The following is a 25,913-nucleotide window of genomic DNA, read 5'->3' on the forward strand; positions in this document are numbered from 1 at the left end:
ACCTCTCCCCCACATGGGGGTGTGATCTGGCGCACATGGAGTGAATGCTCCAATCGGTCACGCGTGATTGTTTCTGGGTGCTACAACTAGCAGCATGATTTCCGTAGGCGAACCACAGTATTAGTCTCCGGAAGCATTCCACTGCACAGACAACACTCGGAGGCTTTCCTTGAGTGACACCCCACCCGTGAGAATCGCCAACTTCTCCGGCTTCTACGGTGACCGCGACAGCGCGATGAAAGAAATGCTCGACGGCGGTGACATCGACTACCTCACCGGCGACTACCTGGCCGAACTCACCATGCTCATCCTGGCCAAGGGAATGATGAAGGACCCCACGCTGGGCTACGCCAAGCGGTTCATCGACCACCTGGACTCCTGCCTCGACAGCATTTCCGAGCGCGGCGTCAAGGTCGTGACGAACGCCGGCGGGCTCAACCCGTCCGGCCTCGCGGCCGCGCTGCGCGAGAAGATCAGCGAGCGCGGACTGGACCTCACCGTCGCCTACGTCGACGGTGATGACGTCCGGGAACCATTACGACCGACTGTTCCTGATGCGCTCTGCGCCAACGCCTACCTCGGGGCATTCGGCATCGTCGAGTGCCTCTCCTCCGGCGCCGACATCGTGGTCACCGGCCGCGTCACCGACGCCTCGGTGGTCGTGGCACCAGCCATCCACCACTTCGGTTGGGGTCCGGACGACCACGACCAGATCGCCGGTGCCATGGCCGCAGGCCACGTCATCGAGTGCGGGACCCAGGCCACCGGCGGAAACTACTCCGGATTCAACCGCGGAGCCCTCGACGGCCGCCCGGTGATGCCCGGCTTCCCACTCGCCGAGGTCAACGAGGACGGCTCCTCGGTCATCACCAAGCATGAGGGCACCGGCGGTGCGGTCACCGCCGGCACCGTGATCGCCCAGCTGCTCTACGAGGTCACCGGTGCCCGCTACGCCGGGCCGGACGCTGTCCTGCGTCTCGACCACCTGCGTGTGGAGGACCTCGGCGACAACCGGGTACGCATCAGTGGTGCCACCGGCGACGCTCCCCCGCCCACCACCAAGGTCAGCGTGAACAAGCTCGGCGGCTTCCGCAATGAGGTGCAGGTCCTGTTCTCCGGGTTGGACGTGGAGGACAAGGCTGACCTGTTCACCCGCCAGCTCGACACCCTCGAGCCGCGCCCACGCACCGTGGAGTACCGGCTGGAGCGCACCGACCACCCGGACGCGGATACCCAGGCCGCGGCCTCGGCACGCCTGGTGTGCGTGGTGTGGGACATGGACCAGAACCTCATCGCCGAGTGGGGACGTGGCGTAGTGGGCACCGCCCTGGCATCCCCGCCGGGCACCTTCTTCGACGGCGTCCCGCCGAAGCCCAGTATGTACGGGACGTTCTCCCCGGCCTACGTCGACAACGACGTGCCGGTGCACACCGCCAACCTCGCCGACGGCTCCACGGTGACCATCGCCCCGCCGCAGGCCACCACGGAGCTCGGATCGTCCTACACCGACGAACCGGTCCCGACCGGCGGCGTGCCGGGTGAGACCCGGCGCGCGCCGATCGGACTGCTCGCCGACGCCCGCAGCGGCGACAAGGGTGGCAGCGCGAACATCGGCCTGTGGACCCGCGATGAGGCCGCCTACCCGTGGCTCGTGGAGACCATCACCCCCGAGACGGTCAAGACCCTGCTCCCGGAGACCGCGGACCTCGACGTCGAGGTCTTCGCCCTGCCGCACCTCAACGCGGTGAACGTGGTCGTGCAGGACATCCTCGGTCAGGGTGTCGCCCACGGTGCCCGGTTCGACCCGCAGGGTAAGGGGCTCGGCGAATGGTTGCGTTCGCGCGTCGTCGACGTCCCCGTATCCCTGCTCGACGCCAGCAGCACCAGCAGCACCAGTACAGATAGGAAGGACGCATCATGACCGCATCGACAGCTGTGGCCCCAGGCTCCGAGGAGTACCAGGCCAACCGGCAGTCCATGGAGGACAAGCTCGGCGAGATCCGGGAGGCCTATGAGTCCGCCTTCACCGGCGGCGGCGAGAAGTCCCTCGAGAAGCTGCGCAGCCGCGACAAGATGACGCCGCGTGAGCGCATCGACTCTCTGCTCGACCAGGGTTCGCCCTTCCTGGAACTGTGCACCATGGCCGGCTTCGGCACCGACTTCGCCGTCGGCGGTTCGGTCGTCGGCGGCATCGGCACGGTCGAAGGAGTGGACTGCCTCATCGTCGCCAACGACCCCACGGTCAAGGGCGGCGCCTCCAATGAGTGGACGTTGCGCAAGTGCAACCGCCTGCAGGAGATCGCCCGTAAGAACCGCCTGCCCGTGCTCACCCTGGTGGAGTCCGGCGGTGCGGACCTGCGCAGCCAGAAGGAGGTGTTCGTCCCCGGCGGCGCGATGTTCCGCGACATCACCCAGCTGTCGAAGGAGGGCATCCCCACCATTGCCATCGTCTACGGCAACTGCACCGCCGGTGGCGCCTACATCCCCGGCATGTCCGACCACGTGGTGATGATCAAGGAGCGTTCCAAGGTCTTCCTCGCCGGCCCGCCGCTGGTCAAGGCCGCCACCGGTGAGATCACCGATGACGAGAGCCTGGGTGGTGCGCAGATGCACACCGACGTCTCCGGCCTCGGCGACTACCTCGCCCTCGATGAGCTGGACGCCGCGCGCATCGGACGCTCCATCGTCCGCCGCCTCAACTGGCGCCGCAAGGGGCAGACGCCCACGACGGACGTCGCCGCCCCGGTGCTCGACGAGGAGGACCTGCTCGCCATCGTCCCCGATGGACTCAAGGTCCCCTACGACCCCTACGAGATCATCGGACGTTTCGTCGACGCCAGCGAATTCGACGAGTTCAAGCCCCGTTACGGCTCCGGCCTGGTCACCGGCTGGGCGCAGGTCCACGGCTACCCGGTGGGCATCCTCGCCAACTCGCGCGGCGTGCTGTTCAGCGAAGAAGCACAGAAGGCCACCCAGTTCATCCAGCTGGCCAACCAGACCGACACTCCCCTGATCTTCATGCACAACACGACCGGCTACATGGTCGGCAAGGAGTACGAGCAGCAGGGCATCATCAAGCACGGCGCGATGATGATCAACGCGGTATCCAACTCGAAGGTTCCGCACATCTCCCTGATCACCGCCGCCAGCTACGGCGCCGGCCACTACGGAATGTGCGGTCGCGCCTTCGACCCGCGTTTCGTCTTCGCCTGGCCGTCCGCCCGGTCGGCGGTGATGGGCTCCGAACAGCTCGCCTCCGTGATCAGCAGCATCAGCGCCCAGTCCGCCCGCGGTCGTGGCCTGGACTACTCCGAGGATGCCGAGAAGCAGCTCTACGACATGCTCAAGACGCAGGCCGACGCCGAGTCCGCCCCATTGAAGATGTCCGGGATGCTCTACGACGACGGTGTCATCGACCCCCGCGACACCCGCGCCGTGGTGGGTATGGCGCTGTCCGCCATCCATTCCGGACCGGTGGAGGGCGCCGAGGGCTTCGGCGTCTTCCGGATGTGACGGCTGCTAACAAGATGAAGGAAGACATGACGCAATCAGTTTTGACGACAGTCCTCGTCGCCAACCGTGGTGAGATCGCCCGACGCGTGTTCACCACCGCGCGCAACCGGGGCCTGTCCACCGTCGCCGTCTACTCCGACGCCGACGCCAACGAACCTTTCGCCCTGGAGGCCGACGCCGCCGTCCGGCTGCCCGGCAATGCACCGGCCGAGACCTACCTCAACGCCGAGGCCGTGCTGGACGCTGCGAGGCGCACCGGCGCCGACGCCGTCCACCCCGGTTACGGTTTCCTGTCGGAGAACGCCGGCTTCGCCCGCGCCGTCATCGACGCCGGGCTGACCTGGATCGGCCCCTCCCCCGCCGCCATCGACGCAATGGGCTCCAAGACCGAGGCCAAGAAGTTGATGGAGGCCGCCGGAGTACCGGTTCTCACCAACCTGGAGACCTCCGAGATCACCGAGGACATGCTCCCGGTGCTGGTCAAGGCCTCCGCCGGTGGTGGTGGCCGCGGTATGCGCGTGGTGCGCACCATGGACGAGCTGGAGTCCGAGACCGCCGCCGCCGTCCGCGAGGCCGAGAGCGCCTTCGGCGACGGCACGGTGTTCATCGAGCGCTACATCGAGTCCGGACGCCACATCGAGGTCCAGCTCATGGCCGACAACCACGGTGGCGTGTGGGCGGTGGGCGAGCGCGAATGCTCGATCCAGCGCCGCCACCAGAAGGTCATCGAGGAAGCCCCGTCGCCGCTGGTGGAGCGGGTCGACGGGATGCGCGACCGACTGTTCGAGGCGGCCCGCGCCGCCGCCCACGCCATCGACTACAGCGGTGCCGGCACCGTGGAGTTCCTGGCCAATGACAAGGGCGAGTTCTTCTTCCTGGAGGTCAACACCCGCCTGCAGGTCGAGCACCCGGTCACCGAGGCCACCACCGGCCTGGACCTGGTGGGTCTGCAGTTCGACGTTGCCGCCGGGCTGCCCCTGCCGGCCGAGAACCCGCCGGAGCTAATCGGCTGGGCCGTGGAGGCCCGCGTCTACGCCGAGGATCCCCGCCACGACTACCGGCCGATGTCCGGTGAGGTCCTGCGCTTCGACTTCGACGACGTGGTCTCGTCCTTCGCCGGGCCGCACGTGCCCGGCATCCGGCTGGACGCCGGCCCGGAGGCCCGCCCGGGGCGTCCTGCCGTGGTCGGTGTGAACTACGACGCGATGCTCGCCAAGGTCATCTCCTGGGCACCGACGCGTGCCGAGGCCGTGGGACGGCTCAGTGGCACGCTGCGCCGGGCCCGTATCCACGGCCTAGGAACCAACCGTGACCAGCTGGTCTCCATCCTGGATGATGCGGACTTCCGCGCCGGCGACATCAACACCGCCTTCCTGGAGAAGACCCACCCCGAGGTCTCGGCGACCACGCTCGCCGATGGCACGGCCGTGGCGGTCTCCGCCTTCGCCGCCGCCGTCGTCGCCGAGGCAGCCACCGCTGACACACGCCACACCAAGCACGTGCGCAGTGGTTTCCGCCTCTTCGGCGACGCCCGCACCACCCACCGCTTCCTCAGCGACCAGGCGGAACAGAACGACAGCGACGACGGCGTGCAGGTCGACGTCGTGCGCTCCTCACGCTCCACCGGCGCAGAGACCGTCACCCTCGGCGGCGAGCAGGACGTCCGACTCGTGGAAGTGACCCCGGCGCAGGGAGTCACCCGCGACGCCGGCACCCCGGCGACCGTCGTCGTCGAGGTGGACGGCATCCGCCGCACCCTCACCGTGCACCGCTACCCCGATGGCGGTGTCGGCGTGGACTCCGCCCTGGGCCCGGTCACCCTCACCGAACGGCCCCGCTACGACGACCCGGCCGACATCGTCGCCGAAGGCGCGCTCGTCGCGCCCATGCCCGGGACGGTCACCAGCGTGTCCGTCGCCGTGGGCGACACGGTCACCACCGGCCAGAAACTCATGACGATCGAGGCCATGAAGATGGAGCACACCATCTCAGCCACCTCCGACGGCACCGTGGCCGAACTCGCCGCAGCCGCCGGAGACCACATCGAGACCGGCACCCTGTTGGCGGTCATCGACACCCCCGAATCAGACGACTAACCACCACTTTCACGAGCTTCACACTCTAAGGAGAAAACCCATGTCACAGCCCCAGGTCAGCATGCCCCTCAACGACACCCCCGAGCAGGAAGAGCTGCGCAAGACCGTGCGCGCTCTCGCCAAGAAGTACGGCTACCAGTACATGGTCAAGAAGGCCGACGCCGATGAGTACCCCACCGAACTGTGGAAGGAAGCCGGTGAGCTCGGCTTCGTCGGTGTCAGCCTGCCCGAGGAGTTCGGCGGCGGCGGAGCCGGCCTGCTCGAACTGTCCATCGTCCAGGAGGAACTCTCCTCCGAGGGCTGCGGTCTGCTGATGCTCGTCGTCTCCCCCGCCATCTGCGGCTCGATCATCGCCGCCTTCGGCACCCCCGACCAGAAGCAGCGGTGGCTGCCGGGCATCGCCTCCGGCGAGTTCATCAGCGCCTTCGGCATCACCGAGGCCGATGCCGGCACCAACAGCCACAACATCACCACCACCGCCAAGAAGGACGGTGACGAGTGGGTGCTCAACGGGTCGAAGACCTTCATCTCCGGCGTGGACCAGGCCGACGCCGTGCTCGTCGTCGCCCGCGCCCACGACGAGCGCACCGGCAAGCTCAAGCCCGCCCTGTTCATGGTGCCCACCGACGCCGAGGGCTTCTCCAAGTCCATCATCCCCACCGAGGTGATGCTGCCGGAGTCGCAGTACACCCTGTTCATGGATGATGTCCGCCTCAAGGACGAGGACCTCGTGGGCGACAGCGACGCCGGCATCTTCCAGCTCTTCGTCGGTCTGAACCCGGAGCGCATCATCGCCACCGCGATGGCCACCGGCATGGCCCGCTACGCCCTGGACACCGCCGTGAAGTACGCCAATGAGCGCGTAGTCTGGAAGACCCCCATCGGTGCCCACCAGGGACTGTCCCACCCGCTGGCCCAGTGCCGCATCGAGCTCGAGCAGGCTCGCCTGATGTGCCGCAACGCCGCCGCCCGTTTCGACCAGGGTGATCTGGACGGTGCGGCCACCGCGGCGAATATGGCCAAGTACGCCGCCGGCGAGGTCTCCGCCCGCTCCATCGACCAGGCCGTGCAGACTCTCGGCGGCAACGGCCTGACCGCCGAGTACGGACTGGCCCGCATGTACGCCGCCTCCCGCCTGCCGCGCATCGCCCCGGTCAGCCGCGAGATGCTGCTGAACTACGTCGCGCAGACCGTCATGGGCCTGCCGAAGAGCTACTGACCCCACCCCAGGGTCCACCCCGAAAGGAGGCCGAGCATGGCCATCACCACCAGCACGGAGAACAACACCGCGCGCATCACCATCGACGCGCCGGACCGTCGTAACGCACTGTCACCGCAACTCATCAGCGACCTCGCCGAGGCCCTGAGCGCCGCCGCGCGCGACGACGCGGTGCGCAGCGTGATCCTGGACCACACCGGGACCACGTTCTGCTCCGGTGCGGATCTCGCCGCCGTCGGCGACACCCCGCCGGAGCAGGTCACCGCCAATTTCATCGCGCTGCTGCGCACCATCGTGGAATTGGCGAAGCCGGTCACCGCGGTGGTGGACGGCAACGTCCGCGCCGGTGGCGTGGGCCTGGCCGCCGCCTGCGACATGGTGTTCGCCTCGCCCGGATCGTCCTTCGCGACGACCGAGACGCGCATCGGCGTGGCACCGGCGATGATCGCCCTGACCGTCCTGCCCCGCCTGGCGTCCCGCGCTGCCTCGCGCTACCTGCTCACCGGGGAGCGCTTCGACGCCGAGACCGCCGAACACCACGGATTCATCACCGCGGTGGTCGACGACCCGCACCAGCAGGCCCGCGATACCGCGGAGAACCTGGTGCGCTGCTCGCCGCAGGGGCTGCGCGAGACCAAGGCGATCATTAACCAGGAGGTCGTCGCCGGTTTCGACACCGGTGCCGAGGCGTTGGCGGAGAAGTCAGCCGAACTCTTCGCCACGCCGGAGGCGCTCGAGGGGATCACCGCATTCCTGCAGAAACGCCCGCCGAACTGGGCTGCGTGAGATCCTGCCGCGGATCAACGGTGTTAGAGTGACTGACCAATGACCGAGGAGAGTGGGAGACCGGTGCCGAGCAGGGTGGCCCAGCAGGAGCGCAGCAGGGTGACGCGACGTCGCCTGCTCGAGGCTGCGCTGGACACCCTGTCCGACGATGGTTTCCCCGCGACGACGGTGAGCGCCGTCGCCGCCCGGGCCGGGGTCTCCCGTGGTGCCGCACAGCACCACTTCCCCACCCGCGACTCCCTCGTCGAGGCCGCGCTCGAGGAGTTCTTCTCCGAGCGCACCCAGCAGTTGCGTCGCAGTGTCGCCGACCTGTCGACTGGCAGTACCGGCGCTCCGATCGAGGAAGTCCTGGAGCTGGTCTTCGGGTTCTTCAGCAACCGACCGTTCCACGCGGCCCTGCACATCTGGGCCGCGGCGAGCACGGACGCCGCCCTGCGGGAACTCATCATCCCCGCCGAGGCACGCTACGGCCGCGAGGTCTACCAGCTCACCGCCCTGGCCCTGAACGCCGACCTGTCCGACCAGCACACCCGGCGTCTGCTGGGGCTGACCCTGGACGTGGCCCGCGGTCTGGGGCTCGGCTCGGTACTGGTGGACACCCGTTCGCACCAGCGCAGTGCGCTGGAGACCTGGTCGGGAATCCTCGCCGACATCAAGCGCAACGACTGACGCTCTCACACCCCCTTCTTTCTCCCCTTCTCTTTCGTCCCCCTCTTTCCCGTCCCGCGGTACCGGCACCAGGGGACACATCTATCTTCATCTACTTAGGTTTTACAACAATAGGTCTACCGGAGGGCCAACCATGATCAAGAGCACGGAGGACGACACCGTCGGACACCTGCTACGCCGACGAATCACCGATACCCCGCACCGCCGCGCCTACACCCACCCGGCGAGTACCGGCGGTACTGCCGGTACTGCCAGCACCGACCTTGGCTGGACCTCCGTGACCTGGTCGCAGGTCGGCACGCATACCGACGAACTCGCCGCCGGGCTCATCACCCTCGGAGTCAACCCCGGCGACCGCGTCGCCATCGCCAGCACCACCCGCTACGACTGGATCATCGCCACCTACGCCACGATGTGCGCCGGGGCGGCCACCGTCGCCGTCTACCCCACCACCGTCGCCGGGGACGTACGCCACATCATCGGCGACTCCGGCAGCTGCGTCGTCTTCGCCGAGGACGCCTGCCAACTCGCCAAACTCACCGCCCTGCGCGACGACCTCCCGGACGTACACACCGTGATCGTCTTCGACAACGACCTGCCCGACCGTCCCGACGACTGGGTCGTGACACTCGACGAGTTGCTCCAGCGCGGCCGCGAGCACCTGCGCGAGCAGCCGGACGCCGTGGTCGAGCGCACCGACGCCACCGGGCCGGACGATCTGGCGACGCTGATCTACACCTCCGGAACCACCGGGACGCCCAAGGGTGTGCTCCTGCCGCACCGCGTGTGGGTGGGGCAGGTCCGCTCCATTGATCAGACCGTGAACGGCGGCGACGCTCCCCTGCTCGGCATCGACGACAAGCAGTTCCTCTGGCTTCCCTTGGCCCACGTCATGGGCAAGCTGATGATCCTGCTGCCGATCCACCTCGGTTTCGAAACCACCGTCGACGGGAGGATCGAGCGGATCGTCGACAACATCGGGACGAGCCGTCCGACCTTCATGGCATCCGTGCCGCGGATCTTCGAGAAGGCCTACACCGGCATCGCCACGATGACCGCAGAGGATCCCGGCCCGTGGCGGCTACGTGAGCGGCTCTTCCACTGGGCATCGCGGGTGGGAGTGACCGCCTTCGAGGCCGGCGAGGAGGCCACGCGCTTGCAGAAATTCCAGGCGCGCCTCGCCGACCGTCTGGTCTTCGCCAAGGTCCGGGCCCGCTTCGGCGGGCGCATCCGTTACTTCATTTCCGGTTCGGCGGCGCTGAACTCCGATGTGGCCCGCTGGTTCGGCGCCGCCGGCCTGCCGATCCTCGAGGGCTACGGGATGACAGAGACCAATGTCGCCACCCTCGGGCTGCCACACACCACCCGACCCGGCACCGTGGGCGCACCGCTGGACGGCTTCGACGTCCGCATCGCCGATGATGGTGAGATCCTGGTCCGCGGCCCCGGGGTCATGGCCGGCTACCACGACAACCCGACCCAGACCGCCGAGACGCTCACCGACGACGGCTGGTTGCACACCGGCGACATCGGGACCCTCGACGAGCAGGGACGACTGCAGGTCACCGACCGTAAGAAGGAACTGTTCAAGACGTCCAACGGGAAGTACGTCGCCCCCGCGCCCACGGAGGCCCGGTTCAAGGGCCTGTGCCCCGTGGCCTCCCAGATCGTGGTCGTCGGCGAGGCTCGCCCCTACGTCACCGCCCTGATCTCCCTGGACGAGGCGGCCACCACCGCCTGGGCGCAACGCACCGGCGTGCCGGGCGACTACGCCACGATCACCGCTGACCCCCGGACCCACGGCATGGTGCAGGGCTACGTCGATGAACTCAACACCACCCTCAACCCCTGGGAACAGATCAAGCGCTTCCGTGTCCTGGACCGCGAACTCTCTGTTGACGACCAGGAACTCACCCCGTCGCTGAAACTCCGACGCCGCCCCGTGGCGAAGCACTTCGCCGCCGACATCGCCGAGCTCTACCCCACCGCATGAAGGAGATCGACATGACCACCACAGACCTCACCACCTTCGACCCCGCGATCCGTTCCACCGGGCACCTGCTGCGCGACCGCGTGGCGGCGACACCCCACCGGCGCGCGTTTTCCTTCCCCGTGCCGGCCGGGCCCGGTTCTGCTGGCACGGCTGGCTCTACAGACACAGACGAGAAGTGGACCGCACTGACCTGGGCCGAGGTCGGCAAGCAGGCCGAGGAAGTCGGTGCCGGGCTGATCTCCCTGGGCGTGCAACCCGAGAACCGCGTCGCCATCGCCTGCACCACCCGCTATGAGTGGGCACTGGCCGACTACGGCATCGTCTACGCCGCCGCGGCGACGGTCACCGTCTACCCCACCACCCTCGCCGAGGACGTCCGCTTCATCCTGAACGACTCCGACAGCGAGATCGTCTTCGTGGAGGATGCCGACCAACTAGGCAAACTCACCGACATGCGGGCCGAACTACCGAAAATCCGCACCGTGATCCTGCTGGAGGGCGAGGTGCCCACCGACCTGCCCGACGACGTCTCACCGTCCTGGGTGATCACCATGGACGAGCTCCGGGCCCGTGGCCGCGACCGTCTCGCCACGAATCCCGGCGAGATCGACGAGCGCATCGACTCCAGCGACCTCAACAGCCTCGCCACCCTGATCTACACCTCCGGGACGACTGGCCGGCCCAAGGGCGTGCTGCTGCCCCACCGGGTACTCATCTTCGAGGTTTTGTCGATGGCGGGGACACTGGAACGCACCTCACCGGGCACGAACCTGACCATGGACGACAAGCAGTTCCTGTGGCTGCCGCTGTCGCATGTGATGGGCAAACTGCTGCTCACCATGCCCCTCTACATCGGCTTCGAGTCCGCCATCGACGGACGGGTCGACCGGATCGTACAGAACCTCCCCGTGGTCCAGCCCACGTTCATGGGCTCGGCACCGCGCATTTTCGAGAAGGCCTACAACGGCATCGTCACCATGATGGCCAATGAGCCCGGCCCGCTGCGGATCAAGGAGCGTCTCTTCCACTGGGCCAGCCGGGTGGGTTCGAAGGTCTTCGAGGCCGACCACGGCGACGGTTCCGTGACCGCCTCCCGCTTCGACCGGATCCAGGCGCGGCTCGCCGACCGGCTGGTGTTCTCCACGATCCGGGAGCGTTTCGGCGGGCGTGTCCGCTACTTCATCTCCGGGTCTGCCGCCCTGAACACCGATATCTCGCGGTGGTTCGGCGCGACGGGGATGATGATTCTCGAGGCGTATGGCATGACCGAGTCCGGTGGTGGGTCGTGCCTGGGCATGCCAAACGCCTACCGCACCGGACGCATCGGGCGCCCGTTGGACGGTGTGGAGCTGCGCATCGCCGATGACGGGGAGATCCTGTTCCGCTGCCCTGGGGTCATGGACGGCTACCACAACAATCCCGAGGCCACCGCCGAGGCGCTCGACGAGGACGGCTGGATGCACACAGGCGACATCGGCGACCTCGACGCCGACGGCTTCATCCGCATCACCGACCGCAAGAAGGAACTGTTCAAGACCTCCAATGGCAAGTACGCCGCGCCGGCGCTGATGGAGGCCACGTTCAAGGGGTTGTGCCCGGTGGCGTCCAACCTGGTGGTGATCGGCGAGGGACGCCCGTACGTGAGCGCCCTGGTTGCCTTGGACGAGGACCCGCTGTTGGCCTGGGCGCAGCGCGAAGGGGTGCCGGGCGACTACGCGAAGATCGCCGCCGACTCCCGCACCCGCGACATGGTGCAGGGCTATATCGACGAGCTGAACTCCTCCTTGAACAGGTGGGAGCAGATCAAACGCTTCCAGATCCTGCCGCGCGACCTCACCGTGGAGGACGCCGAACTCACCCCGTCATTAAAGCTGCGACGCAAGCCGGTGGAGCGCAACTTCCCGAAGCAGGTGGAGGCGAATTACGCCTGAGGGTTCTCGGGGTTCTCGCCGGACGCTTCCCCCAGCACCGCACCGAGCGCGTCGGACGCCACGGCGACCCGCCGGGCTCCGGCGTGCAGCGCGCGGGCCGCGTCAGCGGCGGTGTGCACGCCGGTGACCTTCACGGGCACAGCACCCTGTGCCGCCACAGCGGCCCATCCCTCAGGCACGGCGACCATATCCGCCCCGGCGGTGGATGCGGCACGGCAGAATTCGGCAATCATCGTCTCGTCCAGAGCGGGGTCGCTGACCGGCTCCCCCACCGCGACCTGGAGTGTCGCCGGATAAGGCACGGCCTCACGCAGGGTCACGATCTCGCTGATCAGCGCGTTGACGTCGGCGGCGACCACGTTCGCGGCGTCCACGACAGCATGGATTTCGTGGGCCCCGTTGACGATCGACATATGCGCCTCACTGGCTTTGACCAGTGGATGGTGTTTGCCGCTGGGGTACCCAGCCACGGCGACGAGGCGCAGGTCCTCAGGAACGTCGCGCAGGGGGAACAACGTGGGCGGCAGGCACACAGCCGCGCAGCCATGGGCCGTGGCCTGCTCGATGACGCGTGCAGCGTCCTGCCTGGTGCTCGCGGGGTCGAGCATCACCAGCTCCACGCGGGAGGGGTCGACACCTCTGTGGTCGGCGGGCTCAGTCACTGGGCGTTGCCGAGGGCGTCGCGGACCGACGGGCGGATGTCCTGCCAGTAGATGCCCACGATCACCGCGCCGATGATCCAGAGGAAGCTAACAAACGGCCCGAGCACCAGCACGCCCAGTGCGGTCCCGCCGAGCAGCATGATCCAGTTCTGTTTCGAGCGGTCGATGACCATGAACGCGTCGTCCCGGGTCGTCACGACCTGGATCACTCCTACGACCGCCCCAATGACCACGAGAGCCAGGAAACCGAGCTGCAGGAGGTCCAGGGCCCGAAAGGCGTAAATCACGAAATCCATCATGGCTACCGAGTCTATCGGACCTCACATGACCGTGAACATCAGCTCGGAGACCGTGTAGATCGCCAGCCCCGCCAGGGAGCCGACCACGGTGCCATTGACACGGATGAACTGGAGGTCCTTGCCCACCATCAGTTCGATGCGGTCGCTGGCCTCGTTGGCGTCCCAGCGTTCCACGGTCTCACCGATGATGCCGGTGACTTCACCGGCGTAGTTCTCCGCCAGGTAGGACGCGCCGCGCACGATGCGGCGCTCCAGCGAGTCGCGCAGTTCCTGCTCGGTGCGCACCCGGGTGGCGAAGTCCGTGACCCAGGTGACGATCTTGGTGCGCAGCAGCGAGTCTTCGTCGCGTGCCATGGTCGTCAAGGTGGAGCGCACCGACTCCCACAGGGTTCCGGGCAGGGCCTGCACGGTGGGCGAGTTCATGATGTCGCCCTTGAGGTTCTCCACCCGGGTGATCATCGTGGCGTCATGCTGCAGGTCCTGGGCGAGCTGGCCGATGAACCGGCGGATCGCGTGGCGGGCCTCGTGCTCGGGGTTGCCGCGCACGTCCGCGGTGAACTGCACGACCTCGCGGTATACGCGGTCGCCGACGAGGTCGCGGACGAACCGGGGCGCCCAACTGGGCGTGCGCTCGTCGAGCAACCGGACGATGAGGTCCTCGCTGTCCCGGGCTTTGTCGTCCAACCACACGACGACGGCATCGACGATCGGTTCGGTGCGTCCTTCGCTGATGAGCTGTTCAAGCCCTCGGCCCAGCGGTGGGCCCCAGGTGGGTTCGGAGACCTTGTCGATCACCAAGGTGCGGATCAGCTGTTCGGCCTCCTTCGGGTCCACACCGTTAACGACTAGGTCGACGAGGCGGCAGGCCTCGGCACCCGTACGCTCGGCCCCTCCCTCGTCCAATACCCAGTCCGCCGCCCGCTCGGGGATGCGGGCCTGTCCGAGTTTCTCGGTGATCAGCGCGGCGTTGAGGAAATTCTCGCCCACGAAAGAGCTCAGCGCGTGGCCAACCTGGTCCTTCTTGCGTTTGATGATGGCGGTGTGCGGGATCGGGATGCCCAGCGGGTGGCGGAACAGGGCGGTCACGGCGAACCAGTCCGCCAAGGCACCGACCATGCCGGCTTCGCTGGCGGCGCGGACGTAGCCGGTCCAGCCGCCGTCGCGTCCGGTGGCTTCCAGCCATCGGCAGACGAGGTAGATCAGCGTGGCGATGACCAGCAGGCTGGTAGCGAAAGCCTTGTGGCGGCGCAGGTCACGGCGCCGTTCCGCCTCGGACTCGGGGGACGGTCCGGGGACGGCGAGGCGTCCGTCGGTGGTGCTCGTGTTCTCGGGTGTCGTCACCCGCCCCATTATTCCACCCGCGACGGACATGGCGCGGGCATGGCCCTGAGACGGCTCTGAGACGGCTCAGACATGGCTCGACCCCCGACCCGCCGGAGCTGTCTAGGAGCTCACGGGGAACGGGGGTCGATGCCCGCTGGAGGTGCGGGAGGAGGCTGGTGCGTCAGAAGACGCGGCCAGTCTCCTTGCGGTAGTTGCGGGTACCGGTACGGCCGATGTGGATGCCGATGAAGGAGGCGATGAGCAGGACGAAGCCGATGATCCAGCCAACGATGCCGATCATCACGCCGTTCTCCTGCGCGTCCACGCTGGCCGCAGCGAAACCGAAGATGCCGACGCCCATCAGGGAGACACCCAGCATCAGCAGCGCCATGGACAGCCAGGTCGTGGCACGCTGCAGCGAGGAGTGCGGTGCATCCCAGCTGGACGGCACATAGCCGTCGAGGTAGTCCGGCGAGGCCGAGAACTTGCCCTTGGTGTCGAGATCTGCGGACATCGTCATCCTCTTTCGTCTTTCGGTGTGCCCGGCGCCCTTTTCTGCCCGGGTGACGTCATGATTCTAGCGCACGGGTGTAGGCGGGTGCCTACTCCCGAGCACCAGGGGGGAATCCCCTGGGGTGCTAGTCGGCCTTGCCGCGGATGGCGGCGCGGGCACGCTCCTTGGTGATCGCGGCGACGGCGGTCAGCGGGATACCCGCCGGGCACACGTCGGCGCACTCGCCGTAGAGGGAGCACGGGCCGAAGGTTCCCTCGGCCTCGTCGACCATGTTCTTGGCACGACGGCCACGCTCGGTACGACCCAGCGGCGACAGCGTCATGTGCACCAGCTTCGCGCCGGTGAACAGGTGCGAGGCACCGTTCGGGCAGGCAGCGACGCAGGCACCGCAGCCGATGCAGGCGGCGTGGTCGAGGGCGAGCTCGGCGTCCTCGTGGTTGACCAGGAGGCTGTCGGCGTCCGGAGCGGTACCGGCGGCCATCGAAACGAAGCCACCCTTCTCCATGACGCGGTCCAGTGCGGACCGGTCGACGACCATGTCCTTGATCACCGGGTACGCCGCCGAGCGCAGGGGCTCGAGCTTGAGGGTGTCACCGTCGGTGAAGCTGTTCAGCCGCTGCTGGCAGGCCGGCTTGTTCTTGTCGGGACCGTGGGGACGGCCGTTGACCTGCAGACCGCAGGTGCCGCAGATACCCTCACGGCAGTCAGAGGCGAAGGCGAAGGGCTCTTTGCCGTCCTCGACGTACTTGGAGTTGACGTGGTCGAGCAACTCCAGGATGGACATTGCCTGTTCGGCATCGGGGACCTCCACCGACTCGAAGTGTCCCTCCGAGGTGTGGTCCGCCTGACGCCAGATCTCAAGATGCAGTTTCATTACTTGTAGTTCCTTGTCATCAGCGGGATGCGGTCGAAGTACAGGGGCTCCGCGTGACGTTTGAAGGTCTCCGGCTTCTCGCCCGGCTCCCAGGCGGAGACGAAGCACCATTCGTCGTCGTTACGCTCGGCCTCGCCGTCCTCGTCGAGGTGATCCTCGCGGTAGTGGGCACCACAGGACTCGTCACGGTCCAGGGCGTCAACGCACATGAGCTCACCGAGGTCCAGGTAGTCGGCGACGCGCAGGGCGTTCTCCAACTGCTGGTTCATCTCGTCACGACCACCGGGCACGAAGACGTTCTCCCAGAAGTCGGCGCGGACCTTGCGGATCTCCTCGATGCCGGACGCCATGCCCTCAACGGTGCGGGCCACGCCGCAGCAGCGGTAGAGGATTTCACCGAGCTGGCGGTGGTAGTACTCCGCGCCGTGCGGGTCGGAGCCACGGATGTTGAGGATCTTGTCGATACGCTCGTCGGCGCGCTTGAGCGCGTCCTTCGCCGCGGCCGACTCAGCGTCCGGCACGTCCTGACCCAGCAGCGGGGCGATGTAGTTCGGGACGGTGAACGGCAGCGTGAACCAGCCCTCCACAGAGGACGAGAGCAGCGAGTTCGCGCCCAGGCGGTTCGCACCGTGGTACATCCAGGACGACTCACCGGAGCAGAACAGCCCCGGGATCGAGGTCATCTCGTGGAAGTCCGTCCACAGACCACCCATGGTGTAGTGGCAGGTCGGCGCGATGCGCATCGGCTCCTTGTAGGCATCGTCGCCGATGGCCTCCTCGTACATCTGGATGAGGTTGGAGTAGCGCTCGCGGATGGTGTCCTCGCCCAGCTTCTTGATGGCGTGGGTGAGGTCCAGGTACACCGAGTTCTTCTTCGGGCCCACACCGTAACCGCCGTTGATCTGCTGCGCGTTCGCACGCGAGGCGATGTCACGGGGCACCAGGTTGCCGAACGCGGGGTAACGACGCTCGAGGAAGTAGTCGCGCTCGTCCTCGGGGATGTCGTTGGGGTGGCGCTCGTCGCCCTTGGTGGTGGGGGTCCAGATGCGGCCGTCGTTACGCAGCGACTCCGACATCAGGATCGTCTTCGACTGCCAGTCCGAGTTGACCGGCAGGCCGGTCGGGTGGAACTGCACGAAGGACGGGGACGCCATGTAGGCACCCTGCTCGTAGGCGCGCATGATCGCGCTGGCGTTGGAGTTCTTGGCCAGCGTGGACATGTGGTACACGTTGCCGTAACCGCCGGTGGCCAGCACCGTGGCGTGCCCGGTGTGGGTGGACAGCTCGCCGGTGATGATGTTGCGGGTCACGATGCCCTTGCACACGCCGTCGTCGACGATGATGTCCTGGACGTCGGAGTGGGTGAAGATCTCCACGTTGCCGGCACCGATCTGACGGTACAGCGCGGCGGTGGTCGCCAGCTGCAGCTGCTGACCGGTCTGTCCACGGGTGTAGTAGGTGCGGGACACCTGCACACCACCGAAGGAACGGGTCGCCAGGGTTCCGCCGTACTCGCGGGAGAACGGGGCACCGATGGCGTTCATGTGGTCGATGACCTTGCCGGACTCCATGGCCAGGCGCCAGCAGTCGTTCTCGCGGCAGCGGTAGTCACCGCCCTTGACGGTGTCCTTGGTGTGGTTGTACGTGGAGTCGTTGTCCAGCTTCTTGGACCGCGAGGAGTTCACGCCACCCTGCGCGGCAATGGAGTGCGCGCGGCGGGGGCTGTCGTGGTAGGTGAACACCTTCACGTCGTAGCCGAGCTCACCGAGGGCGGCTGCGGCGGCGCCACCGGCGAGGCCGGTGCCGACGATGATGATGCGGAACTTCGCGCGGTTCAGCGGCGAGACGAGCTTGAAGTGCTCCTTGTCGTACTGCCACTGCTGCTGCTGACCGACCTCGTGCGGTGCGTTATCGCCAATGATGTTGCCGATGGCCACACCGTCGACCGAGGACTTCGGGTTCGTAAAGGCCTGCAGGGCCTCGTCGTAGTCGAAGTCCGGGGTCTGGTTGTGGGGGTGGGGCTTACTGGTTCCCATAGTCTCTTCTCTCTTCCTAGTTCCCGGACTAATCCACGACGCCGAACATCACCATCAAGGGGATGGAGATGTTGCCGATCATCACGATGGCGGGGAGCAGGTAGGCGATCCACAGCATGACCTGGCGCGTACGGTGACCGGTGATTCCCAGGTCGGAGGACGCGGTCCAGATTCCGTGGCTCAGGTGCAGGAAGAGGACGACCATGCACAGGATGTAGAAGATCGCGACGATGGGACGGTCGAACGAGGCCACCAGGTTGGCGTAGGCATCGCCGTGCTTGAAGGCATCAGTAGCCGCCGGTTCCGCCCCGATGGTCAGGTCGAGGATGTGGAAGATGATGAACAGCAGCAGCACCATACCGGTACCCAGCATGGAGCTGGCGGTGAAGGTGTTGAGGCCACTCACCTTGCCGGTGCGCTTGAAGGCGCCGCGGGACTCCCGCGACCGCTTCTTCAGCGCGAAGGCGCACCACACGTGCAGGATGAGGGCAACCAGCAGGACCACGCGGGCGATCCAGAGCAGGCCCTCACGCGGGATGAGCGGATCGCCGACTTTGCGCAGGAATTCGGCGTACTCGTTGAAGTGGTCGGCACCTGTGTATACCTTCAGGTTTCCGACCATGTGGACGAGGACGAAGAGGCCGAAGATGATGCCAGTCACGGCCATCGTCAGCTTCATCGCCCAGGAGGGGAAGCCCGGCTTCTCCCTCAGCGGTTTGATGGAAATTTTCCCGTGCTCGATTGCCGCGGGATCGTCGTATTTAACAGTCATGGCACCTCCAGTGTCATAGACACTGTACGACCCTTATAGTGGCAAGTACCAACCGGCCACCGCCCTCGTGAAAAAGATCACAGTTGACCTCGTCATCCTCCCCCGAGAAGCCCTCGTGAGCGCGCCTCGGCCACCGCAGCGGTCCGGTTTTCGACACCCAACTTCTGATAAATATGTATCAGATGGGTCTTGACGGTGGCCAGTGAGATCACGAAACGCGAGGCCAGCGCCCGATTACTCGCCCCCGTGGCCAACCCCGCCAGAATTTCCAGCTCGCGGCCAGACAGTGCCTCACCCGAGCCGCCGGACGCACTACTGCGGCTGACCTGCTCGGCCAGCCGGGCGGCGATGTCCGGTGGCAACGTGCGACGTCCGGCCGCGGTGTCGAGGACGGCGCGGTGCAGCACCTCCTCCGGGGCGTCCTTCAGCAGGTAGCCCAGCGCCCCGGCCTGCAGCGCATCCATGATGTGGTACCCGGTGTCGTAGGTGGTGAGCACGAGCACCGGCGGGCCGCCGGCGGCGGTATTGCGGCGGGTGGCCTCGATGCCGTCCACGCCAGGCATCTGAATGTCGACGACCAGGACGTCCGGGACCGCGTCGAGCTCGCCCGCCTGCGCCACGTCGGCGCCATCGGATCCCTCGGCGACAACACGGACGTCCACGAAGGCGTCCAGAATCGCGCGTAGCCCGGCGCGCACCACCGGATGGTCGTCGACCAGCATCACTGTGACGATTCCGCTCACCGGGTCACCTCCACATCCGGCAGGTCAGCCGGAATATCCGCGCGCACCAGGGTTCCCTCCCCCTGCACTGCGGTCACCTCGAGGTTACCGCCCAGGTCAGCGGCCCGCAGACGCATGCCCACCAGGCCGAAGCCACCGTCCTGCGACGGCCCGGCGACGGCTCCCGGCGCGCGCTGCGCGTCCTGTGCGTCCTGTGCGTCCTGTGCGTCCTGTGCGCTATCGACGCACCCACGTCCGTCGTCCTGCACGCTCACGGTCAGCCTGTCCCCGTCGCGGGCCAGGACGATGCTCGCCCGCGTGGCGTCGGCGTGGCGGACCACGTTGGTCAGTGATTCGCGGACGATGTGCACCACCGCGTCCTGCACTGCAGAAGGCAACTCCGAGGGCAGCCCACCTCCCGTGGCGAATTCGTCCGGCACCACGAGATCAACTTCCAACTCCTCACCAAGTGCACGCTGACGTGCAATGACGTCGTCGACAATGCGCTGCAACACGGCGGCAGTATCGCGTACCCGCCCACTGTCGGCAAGGTCGCGGATCAGGTTCCGGGCTTCCCCGAGGTTGTCGGCGGCGGTGTCCTGGATCAGCGACAACTGCTCCACCGCGTCCTGCGTCCTGCCTTGGCGCACCGCCGTCGATGCCGCGCGCGACAGCAGCACCACCGCATTGAACCCCTGGGCGAGCGTGTCGTGGATATCACGCGAGATCCGCTCGCGCTCCTCCAAGCGTCCGGCGTTTTTCTCGGTGACCAGCAGGCGGTCACGCGTGCGGCGCAGTTCACTCACCGTGGCGATCTGTCGCTCCGCCTCCGCCGCCAGCAGCCGATACGTGCGGTAAGCACCGGCGGCGAAGAGCACGCCGATGCCCGGGCCGACCGCGGCGGCCACTCCCCCGCCCTGGCCGGTCAGCATCGGAACGAATGCGCCGACCGCCCACGCCGCCGTCAGTACCGCAACCTGCACCGTTGCCTGCGCCGTACGGCGGCCCGCGGGAAGCCCATCAAGCACCGCCAGGATCAGGAACGCCAAGGGGAACAGCAGCCACACCGCATGATGGCTCAGCGCCGTCGCCGCCGTCCACGCCACCAGCAGTACCGCCAGCCACCACGGCGCCCAGCGCGGTGACACGGCTGTCAGTGTGCCCGCCGCGTACACCGCCACGAGCAGCACGATCACCACCACCGCCACACAGCCGCGCAGCGTCGGCGCGCTGGTCACCATGTCGGCAATTACGCGGACCAGCGCAAAGACCGCCAGCGCGACGAAGACGACGTGGAGCGAGACCCGCAGCGTACCGAGGATCTGCGGCAGGGAGGTTCGGGAGTTCACACGTCCCGAGACTAGGCGAGGTGCACAACCGCGACATCGACCGATCGGTTGATCCGAATTTCAGGTCTCCGGTCGATGTAGCGCACCCCGCCGCCGGGCGACGATGAGCACATCGATCCACCCCCCAATCACAGGAGGACACCCATGTACCTTGGCCTCAGAGACATCGCCGCGGCACGGGGCCGCTTCTCGCTGATCACCTCGGTCGTCGCCCTGATCACCTTATTGCTGGTCATGCTCACCGGGCTGACCGGCGGGCTGGCCGACCAGAACACCTCCGCGCTCAAGTCGCTTGGCCCAGACCGGTTCGTCTTCAGCGGCGAGGTCTCGTTCACCTCTTCCAGCATCACCTCGCAGGACGTGACGGCGTGGCAGGACGCCGTCGGCGCCTCCTCTGTGGTGCCCTTGGGTGTCGCCGCCACCCGCCTGCAGGTCCCCGGCGATACGCAGGACAGACAGGACGGGGAGGACGCTCTGGCGTCCGTCACGCTGATGGGCCTGCCCGCCGGCACGGCCGTGCCCGGCGGCGACGTGCCCGCCCGCGGCGTCCTCCTTCCCGAGGAGCTCGGCGGCACGGCCGACACCGTGCACCTGAACCACCAGCCCGTCGCCTGGGCCGACATGGACACCTGGGCGCGGATGACCGGGGCGGACGGGCCGTCCTCCCCCACCGTGCTGATGGTCAGCGGCGACGTGGAGGATAGCCAGTTCGACGCCGTCGCCGAGGCCACCGGCACCACCGCCGTCACCGTGGAGGACTCCTTCGCCGGACTGCCCGCCTACCAGTCCGAACGCGGATCCCTGCTGGCCATCCAGGGGTTGCTGTACGGCATCTCCGCGCTTGTCATCATCGCTTTCCTCAGTGTGTGGACGATCCAGCGCACCCGCGACATCGCCGTGCTGCGCGCCCTCGGGGCGTCCACCGGCTACGTGGTCGCCGATGCGGCGGTGCAGGCCGCGGTGATCCTCGCCGTCGGCGTGCTCGGCGGCGCCGCACTCGGCGGGCTACTCGGCTCCCTCGCCGCCGGGACGGTGCCCTTCGCCGTCTCCGCCGCGACCTTCCTCCTCCCACCCGTCGGCGTATTCGTGCTCGGCATGGGCGGCGCCCTCGTCGCCATGCGCCGCGTGTCCACCGTCGATCCCCACCTCGCACTAGGAGCCTCAGCATGACCACTACCATGAGTTCGACCGCCAGCACCTTCCACCTGCAGCACATCTGCCTGACCTACCCGGATGGCGAGTCCACCGTGACCGCCCTGGATAACGTGAGCCTCGACGTGCACGCCGGCGAACTCGTCGCCGTGGTCGGCGAGTCCGGCTCCGGCAAATCCACGCTGCTCTCCGTCGCCGCCGGACTGACCACCCCGGACTCCGGCACGGTGTCCACCAACGGCACGACCTCCGTGGTCTTCCAGTCCCCCAACCTGCTGGACGCCCTGAGCGTGCGCGAGCAACTGCTGGTCACCGACCACATCGCCGGACGCCGCATCACCGCCGCACGTCGCCGCCGCGCCGACGAGCTCCTGGCCCGCGTGGGACTGGCCGGCTTCGGCGCACGCCGCGTCGCCCAGCTCTCCGGCGGGCAGCGTCAGCGGGTGAATATCGCCCGGGCGCTGATGCCTGAGCCCTCACTATTGCTCGCCGACGAACCGACGTCCGCCCTGGACCAGCGACTGTCCCGGCAGGTCGTGGATCTGCTGCGCGACCTGACTGACGAGCGCTCACTGGCCACCGTGCTCGTCACCCACGACCGCACCCAGCTCGACCGGGCCGACCGGGTGATGCAGATGCACGACGGACGGCTGTCGCAGCAGGAATGGCAGTAGCATCGGAGTACCTGCGCGCCCCTTGCGATACGAGAGAAGGTCCACCATGAGGCCCCTTCGGTACGCGATCAACGTGGCCCTCGACGGCTGCTGCCACCACGAGGCCGGGATGCCCCCGGACCAGGAGACCATGGCCTTCTGGACCCGCGAGACCGCCCGCGCGGACGCCATGCTCCTCGGCCGCACGACCTACCAGATGATGGAGGACGCCTGGCGCAAGCCGCCGACCGGCACCTGGCCGGAGTGGATGGAGACCTGGGAGATCCCCTTCGCCGAGACGATCGACCAGGCCAGGAAATACGTGGTGTCCGCCACGCTGGACCGCGTGGACTGGAATGCCGAACTGCTGCACGGCGACCCGGTGGCGGCGGTGCGCCAGCTCAAGGAACAGCCCGGTGACGGGCTCCTCCTCGGCGGCGTCACCCTGCCCACCGCGCTCGCGGCAGCGGGACTGATCGACGAGTACGTGTTCGTGGTGCAGCCGGTCCTCGCCGGACATGGGCCGAGGCTGCTCGACGGGCTACCCGAACACCTGCGGCTCACGCCTGTGGCGCGCGAGGAGTTTGCCTCCGGCGCCGTCGCCACGCGCTACCGTCCTGCCTGAGCTGCGCCGGTTCACGCACGCAGCTCACGCAGCTCAGGCGCGCAGGAGCGTCTCCCCGGTGACCGTGACCGGCTCGGGGCCGACCATGGTCTCCTGGCCGCACACCGTGATCGGGCCGACGACCTCGGGGTCCTCGTCGGTGGTGTGCAGGGTGACTTCGCCGTCAGCGATGTCCACCTGGATGATCCGCCCACGCAGGGTGATGCGATACTCCAGGGAGCCCCACTCTTCGGGCACACGCGGTTCGATGCTGTACTGCCCAAAGTTGTCGCGGAAGCCGCCGAAACCGTAGACCAGGCAGCTCCACACCCCGCCGCACGAGGCGATATGCACGCCGTCGGGGGTGTTGCCGTGCAGGTTGTTGAGGTCGATGAACAGGCCGCGGTGGAAGAAGTCCATGGCCTTGTCGTGCAGGCCGAGCTCGGCGGCCATGATCGACTGCACCACCGCCGACAAGGAGGAATCACCCGTGGTCAGCCGGTCGTAGTAGTCGTAGTCGCGCAGCTTGGTCTCCGCATCGAACTGGGACCCCTGCAGGAACAGGGCCAGCACCACGTCCGCCTGCTTGAGGATCTGGTACCGGTAGATCGTCAGCGGGTGGTAGTGCAGCAGCAGCGGACGCTTCGGCCCGACCTCCGGGTCGTCCAGACTCCACAGCTGACGCTGCATGAACTGGTCGTCCTGCGGATTAACCCCGGTGGTGTCGTTGAAGGGGATGTACATGGCGTTGGCCGCCTGGTCCCACAGGTCCAGTTCATCCTCGCTGAGACCAGTGCGACGCATCATGTCGCGGTAGGCACCGGGGCGGTCGGAGCGCATCTGGCGCACCACTTCGGCAGCCACACGCAGGTTGTACTGCGCCATCACGTTGGTATACAGGTTGTTGTTCACCACGGTGGTGTACTCATCGGGGCCGGTCACCGAGTGGATCTCGAAGCGCGTCCCCGAGTTGTTGAAGAACCCCAGCGACATGAAGAACCGGGCCGTGCCGACCAGGATGTGGATACCCTCGTCCAGCAGGAAGTCGGTATCGCCACTGGCGTAGATGTACTTCATCAGCGCATAACTCACGTCGGCGTCGATGTGGTACTGCGCGGTACCGGCGGCGTAGTAGGCGCTGGACTCGTGGCCGTTGATCGTGCGCCACGGGAACAGGACGCCGTCGTGCGAGAGCTCCAGGGCTCGTGCGCGCGCGGCGGGGAGCATCTTGTAGCGAAAACGCATCGCGTTCCGGGCGAACTGCGGGTTGGTGTACGTCAGGAACGGCATCACGTAGATCTCCGTGTCCCAGAAGTAGTGCCCGCCGTAGCCCGAACCGGTCAGCCCCTTGGCCGGCACACCCTGGGTCTCTGCGCGTGCCGAGGCCTGGATGAGCTGGTAGATATTCCAGCGCACCGCCTGCTGCAGTTCCGGCTGACCGGGAATGCGCACATCCGAGCGCTCCCAGAAGTCGGCGAGCCAGTTCTTCTGGTCGTCCAGCAACCGCTCGAACCCGACCGCCTTGGCCCGGTTGATCGTGCGGGCACAACGGAACGCCAGTTCATCGGCGGCGACGTGGCGCGAGGAGTGATAGGAGATGAACTTCTCCAACCGCAGCTTCATGCCCTTGCGTCCGGCCATGTGATAGACGACGCGAGCGACGTCCTCACGCAGTTCGGTCTGCACCTCCACCCCGTCGACCGGGTGGTCGCCGGCCTCGTCGGTGCCGCTGAGCTGCATCTTGTGGTCCATGCTGACCGCCACGGTCATGCCGGAGTGGTTGATGCGGTAGCCCAGCGTGACGCGCTCGTCCTCCGGCTGCGCCTGGTAGGTGGGGATAAAGACCCGTTCCTTGAACTGCTCGGCCTTGCGCGGGTCCGCGCCGTCGCCGACGGCCCCGGCGCCGGTACCGACCGGCCCGTCGGCGGTGGTGCCGGTGTGGTCGATGACGGTGGAGTACTCGTCCTCCCCGTCCTGCCGGTTGAGGATCTGCGACGAGACGACGACGGCCGCCGGAGCGTCCAACAACTCGATCTCGGTGCTGGTCACCATGAGGTGGCGCTCGGTGAAGCTCACCATGCGCTCATTGGTGACGCGCACCCGCTTGCCGGACGGCGTGCGCCAGATGAAACTGCGGCGCAGCACACCGTCGCGGAAGTCCAGGCCGCGCGAGTAGTCCTCGATCTCGTTCTGCGACAGGCGCAACGGCTCATCGTCGACGTAGATGCGCACCGTCTTGGCGTCCGGCACCTGCACGATCGCCTGGCCCTCGCGGGCCAGTCCGTACGCATCCTCCGCATGGGAGATCGGCCAGGTCTCGTGCACACCGTTGATGAAGGTGCCGTGCTCATCGGAGTCGCGGCCCTCCGGCGGGGTGCCGCGCACGCCGAGGTAGCCGTTGCTCAGCGCGAAGTGGCTCTCCGTAAGGCCCAGGGACGTGCGTTCGGGACGCTTTTCGTACCAGCCCCACTCGTCGACCGGGTTGTTCTCGCGGTCGAGTCCGGCGGCGGGGTCGGTGTCGTGGTGGTGCTGGTCGGCGCGGTAGCCGGACGGGAAGAGCCCCTCGCCGTCGATCTCACCGACTGTGCCTACCGCGCTGGCACTGTCCGCGGTGTCGATCGGACGGTTGACGACGGATGCCACCCGTCGGCGTTGGTCGAAGAACCGCTCGAGGGCTGTGTCCTTGCCCCCGTTGGTTCCGCTGCCGTCGGTCGCGTCGTTTCCGCTCATCGTTCGTTGTCTCCGG

General features: G+C 67.3%; 21 protein-coding genes. 11 read left to right on the top strand and 10 right to left on the bottom strand.

Annotated elements, in window-relative coordinates; translation table 11 throughout:
* Positions 1–169: 169 nt before the first annotated feature.
* The 8 genes from ACT3SZ_RS01140 (at position 170) to ACT3SZ_RS01175 (ending at position 12,207) form a co-directional block, all read left to right on the top strand.
* Positions 170–1,921, top strand: coding sequence for an acyclic terpene utilization AtuA family protein (locus ACT3SZ_RS01140; RefSeq protein ID WP_444616014.1), 1,752 nt, complete (start codon positions 170–172; stop codon positions 1,919–1,921).
* Complete coding sequence (locus tag ACT3SZ_RS01145; RefSeq protein WP_444616015.1) at positions 1,918–3,513, top strand: acyl-CoA carboxylase subunit beta; 1,596 nt, start codon at positions 1,918–1,920, stop codon at positions 3,511–3,513. The genes ACT3SZ_RS01140 and ACT3SZ_RS01145 overlap by 4 nt, the downstream gene beginning before the upstream one ends.
* Positions 3,514–3,539: 26 nt before the next feature.
* Positions 3,540–5,609 carry an ATP-binding protein gene (locus ACT3SZ_RS01150; RefSeq protein ID WP_444616016.1) on the top strand — a complete coding sequence of 690 codons (2,070 nt, stop codon included), beginning with the start codon at positions 3,540–3,542 and terminating at the stop codon, positions 5,607–5,609.
* A 61-nt stretch (positions 5,610–5,670) separates the two neighbouring features.
* The gene (locus tag ACT3SZ_RS01155) at positions 5,671–6,828 is read left to right on the top strand and encodes an acyl-CoA dehydrogenase family protein (RefSeq protein ID WP_444617025.1); all 1,158 of its coding nucleotides are present in this window, start codon (positions 5,671–5,673) and stop codon (positions 6,826–6,828) included.
* 36 nt (positions 6,829–6,864) lie between these two features.
* A complete protein-coding gene (locus ACT3SZ_RS01160) occupies positions 6,865–7,614 on the top strand; it encodes an enoyl-CoA hydratase family protein (RefSeq protein ID WP_444616018.1) in 750 nt (249 codons plus the stop codon).
* A gap of 39 nt (positions 7,615–7,653) precedes the next feature.
* On the top strand, positions 7,654–8,283 hold the full coding sequence (locus ACT3SZ_RS01165; protein ID WP_444616019.1) for a TetR/AcrR family transcriptional regulator: 630 nt from the start codon (positions 7,654–7,656) through the stop codon (positions 8,281–8,283).
* Between the two features lie 133 nt (positions 8,284–8,416).
* Positions 8,417–10,276 carry an AMP-dependent synthetase/ligase gene (locus ACT3SZ_RS01170; RefSeq protein ID WP_444616020.1) on the top strand — a complete coding sequence of 620 codons (1,860 nt, stop codon included), beginning with the start codon at positions 8,417–8,419 and terminating at the stop codon, positions 10,274–10,276.
* An 11-nt stretch (positions 10,277–10,287) separates the two neighbouring features.
* On the top strand, positions 10,288–12,207 hold the full coding sequence (locus ACT3SZ_RS01175) for an AMP-dependent synthetase/ligase (protein ID WP_444616021.1): 1,920 nt from the start codon (positions 10,288–10,290) through the stop codon (positions 12,205–12,207).
* On the opposite strand, the gene ACT3SZ_RS01180 is transcribed toward ACT3SZ_RS01175, so the two are convergent.
* The 9 genes from ACT3SZ_RS01180 to ACT3SZ_RS01220 form a co-directional block, all read right to left on the bottom strand.
* Entirely contained in the window at positions 12,198–12,869 is a 672-nt protein-coding gene (locus tag ACT3SZ_RS01180; RefSeq protein ID WP_444616022.1) for a 2-deoxyribose-5-phosphate aldolase, read from the bottom strand. The genes ACT3SZ_RS01175 and ACT3SZ_RS01180 overlap by 10 nt on opposite strands.
* Positions 12,866–13,168: a DUF2516 family protein gene (locus ACT3SZ_RS01185; protein WP_444616023.1), complete on the bottom strand. Its 303-nt coding sequence runs from the start codon at positions 13,166–13,168 to the stop codon at positions 12,866–12,868. The genes ACT3SZ_RS01180 and ACT3SZ_RS01185 overlap by 4 nt, the downstream gene beginning before the upstream one ends.
* 21 nt (positions 13,169–13,189) lie before the next feature.
* On the bottom strand, positions 13,190–14,518 hold the full coding sequence (locus tag ACT3SZ_RS01190) for a DUF445 domain-containing protein (RefSeq protein WP_444617027.1): 1,329 nt from the start codon (positions 14,516–14,518) through the stop codon (positions 13,190–13,192).
* 154 nt (positions 14,519–14,672) lie between these two features.
* Complete coding sequence (locus tag ACT3SZ_RS01195; protein ID WP_444616025.1) at positions 14,673–15,005, bottom strand: hypothetical protein; 333 nt, start codon at positions 15,003–15,005, stop codon at positions 14,673–14,675.
* Positions 15,006–15,129: 124 nt separating this feature from the next.
* The gene (locus tag ACT3SZ_RS01200) at positions 15,130–15,879 is read right to left on the bottom strand and encodes a succinate dehydrogenase/fumarate reductase iron-sulfur subunit (protein WP_444616027.1); all 750 of its coding nucleotides are present in this window, start codon (positions 15,877–15,879) and stop codon (positions 15,130–15,132) included.
* A complete protein-coding gene (locus ACT3SZ_RS01205) occupies positions 15,879–17,915 on the bottom strand; it encodes a fumarate reductase/succinate dehydrogenase flavoprotein subunit (RefSeq protein WP_444616028.1) in 2,037 nt (678 codons plus the stop codon). The genes ACT3SZ_RS01200 and ACT3SZ_RS01205 overlap by 1 nt, the downstream gene beginning before the upstream one ends.
* A 28-nt stretch (positions 17,916–17,943) precedes the next feature.
* On the bottom strand, positions 17,944–18,687 hold the full coding sequence (locus ACT3SZ_RS01210; protein WP_444616029.1) for a succinate dehydrogenase cytochrome b subunit: 744 nt from the start codon (positions 18,685–18,687) through the stop codon (positions 17,944–17,946).
* A gap of 92 nt (positions 18,688–18,779) precedes the next feature.
* Positions 18,780–19,421 carry a response regulator gene (locus tag ACT3SZ_RS01215; protein WP_444617029.1) on the bottom strand — a complete coding sequence of 214 codons (642 nt, stop codon included), beginning with the start codon at positions 19,419–19,421 and terminating at the stop codon, positions 18,780–18,782.
* Positions 19,422–19,426: 5 nt separating this feature from the next.
* A complete protein-coding gene (locus tag ACT3SZ_RS01220; protein WP_444616030.1) occupies positions 19,427–20,758 on the bottom strand; it encodes a sensor histidine kinase in 1,332 nt (443 codons plus the stop codon).
* A gap of 144 nt (positions 20,759–20,902) precedes the next feature.
* Here ACT3SZ_RS01220 and ACT3SZ_RS01225 point away from each other — a divergent pair, with 144 nt between their 5' ends.
* The 3 genes from ACT3SZ_RS01225 to ACT3SZ_RS01235 are packed head-to-tail and all read left to right on the top strand — an operon-like array spanning position 20,903 to position 23,188.
* Positions 20,903–21,928 (top strand): FtsX-like permease family protein, encoded by a 1,026-nt coding sequence (locus tag ACT3SZ_RS01225; protein ID WP_444616031.1) that lies wholly within the window; start codon positions 20,903–20,905, stop codon positions 21,926–21,928.
* Positions 21,925–22,584 (top strand): ABC transporter ATP-binding protein, encoded by a 660-nt coding sequence (locus tag ACT3SZ_RS01230; RefSeq protein ID WP_444616032.1) that lies wholly within the window; start codon positions 21,925–21,927, stop codon positions 22,582–22,584. Before ACT3SZ_RS01225 ends, ACT3SZ_RS01230 begins: the two co-directional genes overlap by 4 nt.
* A 46-nt stretch (positions 22,585–22,630) precedes the next feature.
* A complete protein-coding gene (locus ACT3SZ_RS01235) occupies positions 22,631–23,188 on the top strand; it encodes a dihydrofolate reductase family protein (RefSeq protein ID WP_444616034.1) in 558 nt (185 codons plus the stop codon).
* 33 nt (positions 23,189–23,221) lie between these two features.
* On the opposite strand, the gene ACT3SZ_RS01240 is transcribed toward ACT3SZ_RS01235, so the two are convergent.
* Positions 23,222–25,897, bottom strand: a complete 2,676-nt coding sequence (locus ACT3SZ_RS01240; protein WP_444616035.1) for a glycoside hydrolase family 65 protein — start codon at positions 25,895–25,897, stop codon at positions 23,222–23,224.
* Positions 25,898–25,913 lie beyond the last annotated feature (16 nt).

This window comes from Corynebacterium sp. AOP40-9SA-29, assembly GCF_052377405.1.
Taxonomy (GTDB): domain Bacteria; phylum Actinomycetota; class Actinomycetes; order Mycobacteriales; family Mycobacteriaceae; genus Corynebacterium.

Coding starts and splice junctions, on each gene's coding strand:
- ACT3SZ_RS01225 (WP_444616031.1), top strand. CDS start 20,903: ATGTACCTTGGCCTCAGAGACATCGCCGCGGCACGGGGCCGCTTCTCG.
- ACT3SZ_RS01190 (WP_444617027.1), bottom strand. CDS start 14,518: ATGGGGCGGGTGACGACACCCGAGAACACGAGCACCACCGACGGACGC.
- ACT3SZ_RS01185 (WP_444616023.1), bottom strand. CDS start 13,168: ATGATGGATTTCGTGATTTACGCCTTTCGGGCCCTGGACCTCCTGCAG.
- ACT3SZ_RS01150 (WP_444616016.1), top strand. CDS start 3,540: ATGACGCAATCAGTTTTGACGACAGTCCTCGTCGCCAACCGTGGTGAG.
- ACT3SZ_RS01200 (WP_444616027.1), bottom strand. CDS start 15,879: ATGAAACTGCATCTTGAGATCTGGCGTCAGGCGGACCACACCTCGGAG.
- ACT3SZ_RS01165 (WP_444616019.1), top strand. CDS start 7,654: ATGACCGAGGAGAGTGGGAGACCGGTGCCGAGCAGGGTGGCCCAGCAG.
- ACT3SZ_RS01240 (WP_444616035.1), bottom strand. CDS start 25,897: ATGAGCGGAAACGACGCGACCGACGGCAGCGGAACCAACGGGGGCAAG.
- ACT3SZ_RS01210 (WP_444616029.1), bottom strand. CDS start 18,687: ATGACTGTTAAATACGACGATCCCGCGGCAATCGAGCACGGGAAAATT.
- ACT3SZ_RS01205 (WP_444616028.1), bottom strand. CDS start 17,915: ATGGGAACCAGTAAGCCCCACCCCCACAACCAGACCCCGGACTTCGAC.
- ACT3SZ_RS01195 (WP_444616025.1), bottom strand. CDS start 15,005: ATGTCCGCAGATCTCGACACCAAGGGCAAGTTCTCGGCCTCGCCGGAC.
- ACT3SZ_RS01170 (WP_444616020.1), top strand. CDS start 8,417: ATGATCAAGAGCACGGAGGACGACACCGTCGGACACCTGCTACGCCGA.
- ACT3SZ_RS01145 (WP_444616015.1), top strand. CDS start 1,918: ATGACCGCATCGACAGCTGTGGCCCCAGGCTCCGAGGAGTACCAGGCC.
- ACT3SZ_RS01235 (WP_444616034.1), top strand. CDS start 22,631: ATGAGGCCCCTTCGGTACGCGATCAACGTGGCCCTCGACGGCTGCTGC.
- ACT3SZ_RS01155 (WP_444617025.1), top strand. CDS start 5,671: ATGCCCCTCAACGACACCCCCGAGCAGGAAGAGCTGCGCAAGACCGTG.
- ACT3SZ_RS01230 (WP_444616032.1), top strand. CDS start 21,925: ATGACCACTACCATGAGTTCGACCGCCAGCACCTTCCACCTGCAGCAC.
- ACT3SZ_RS01175 (WP_444616021.1), top strand. CDS start 10,288: ATGACCACCACAGACCTCACCACCTTCGACCCCGCGATCCGTTCCACC.
- ACT3SZ_RS01160 (WP_444616018.1), top strand. CDS start 6,865: ATGGCCATCACCACCAGCACGGAGAACAACACCGCGCGCATCACCATC.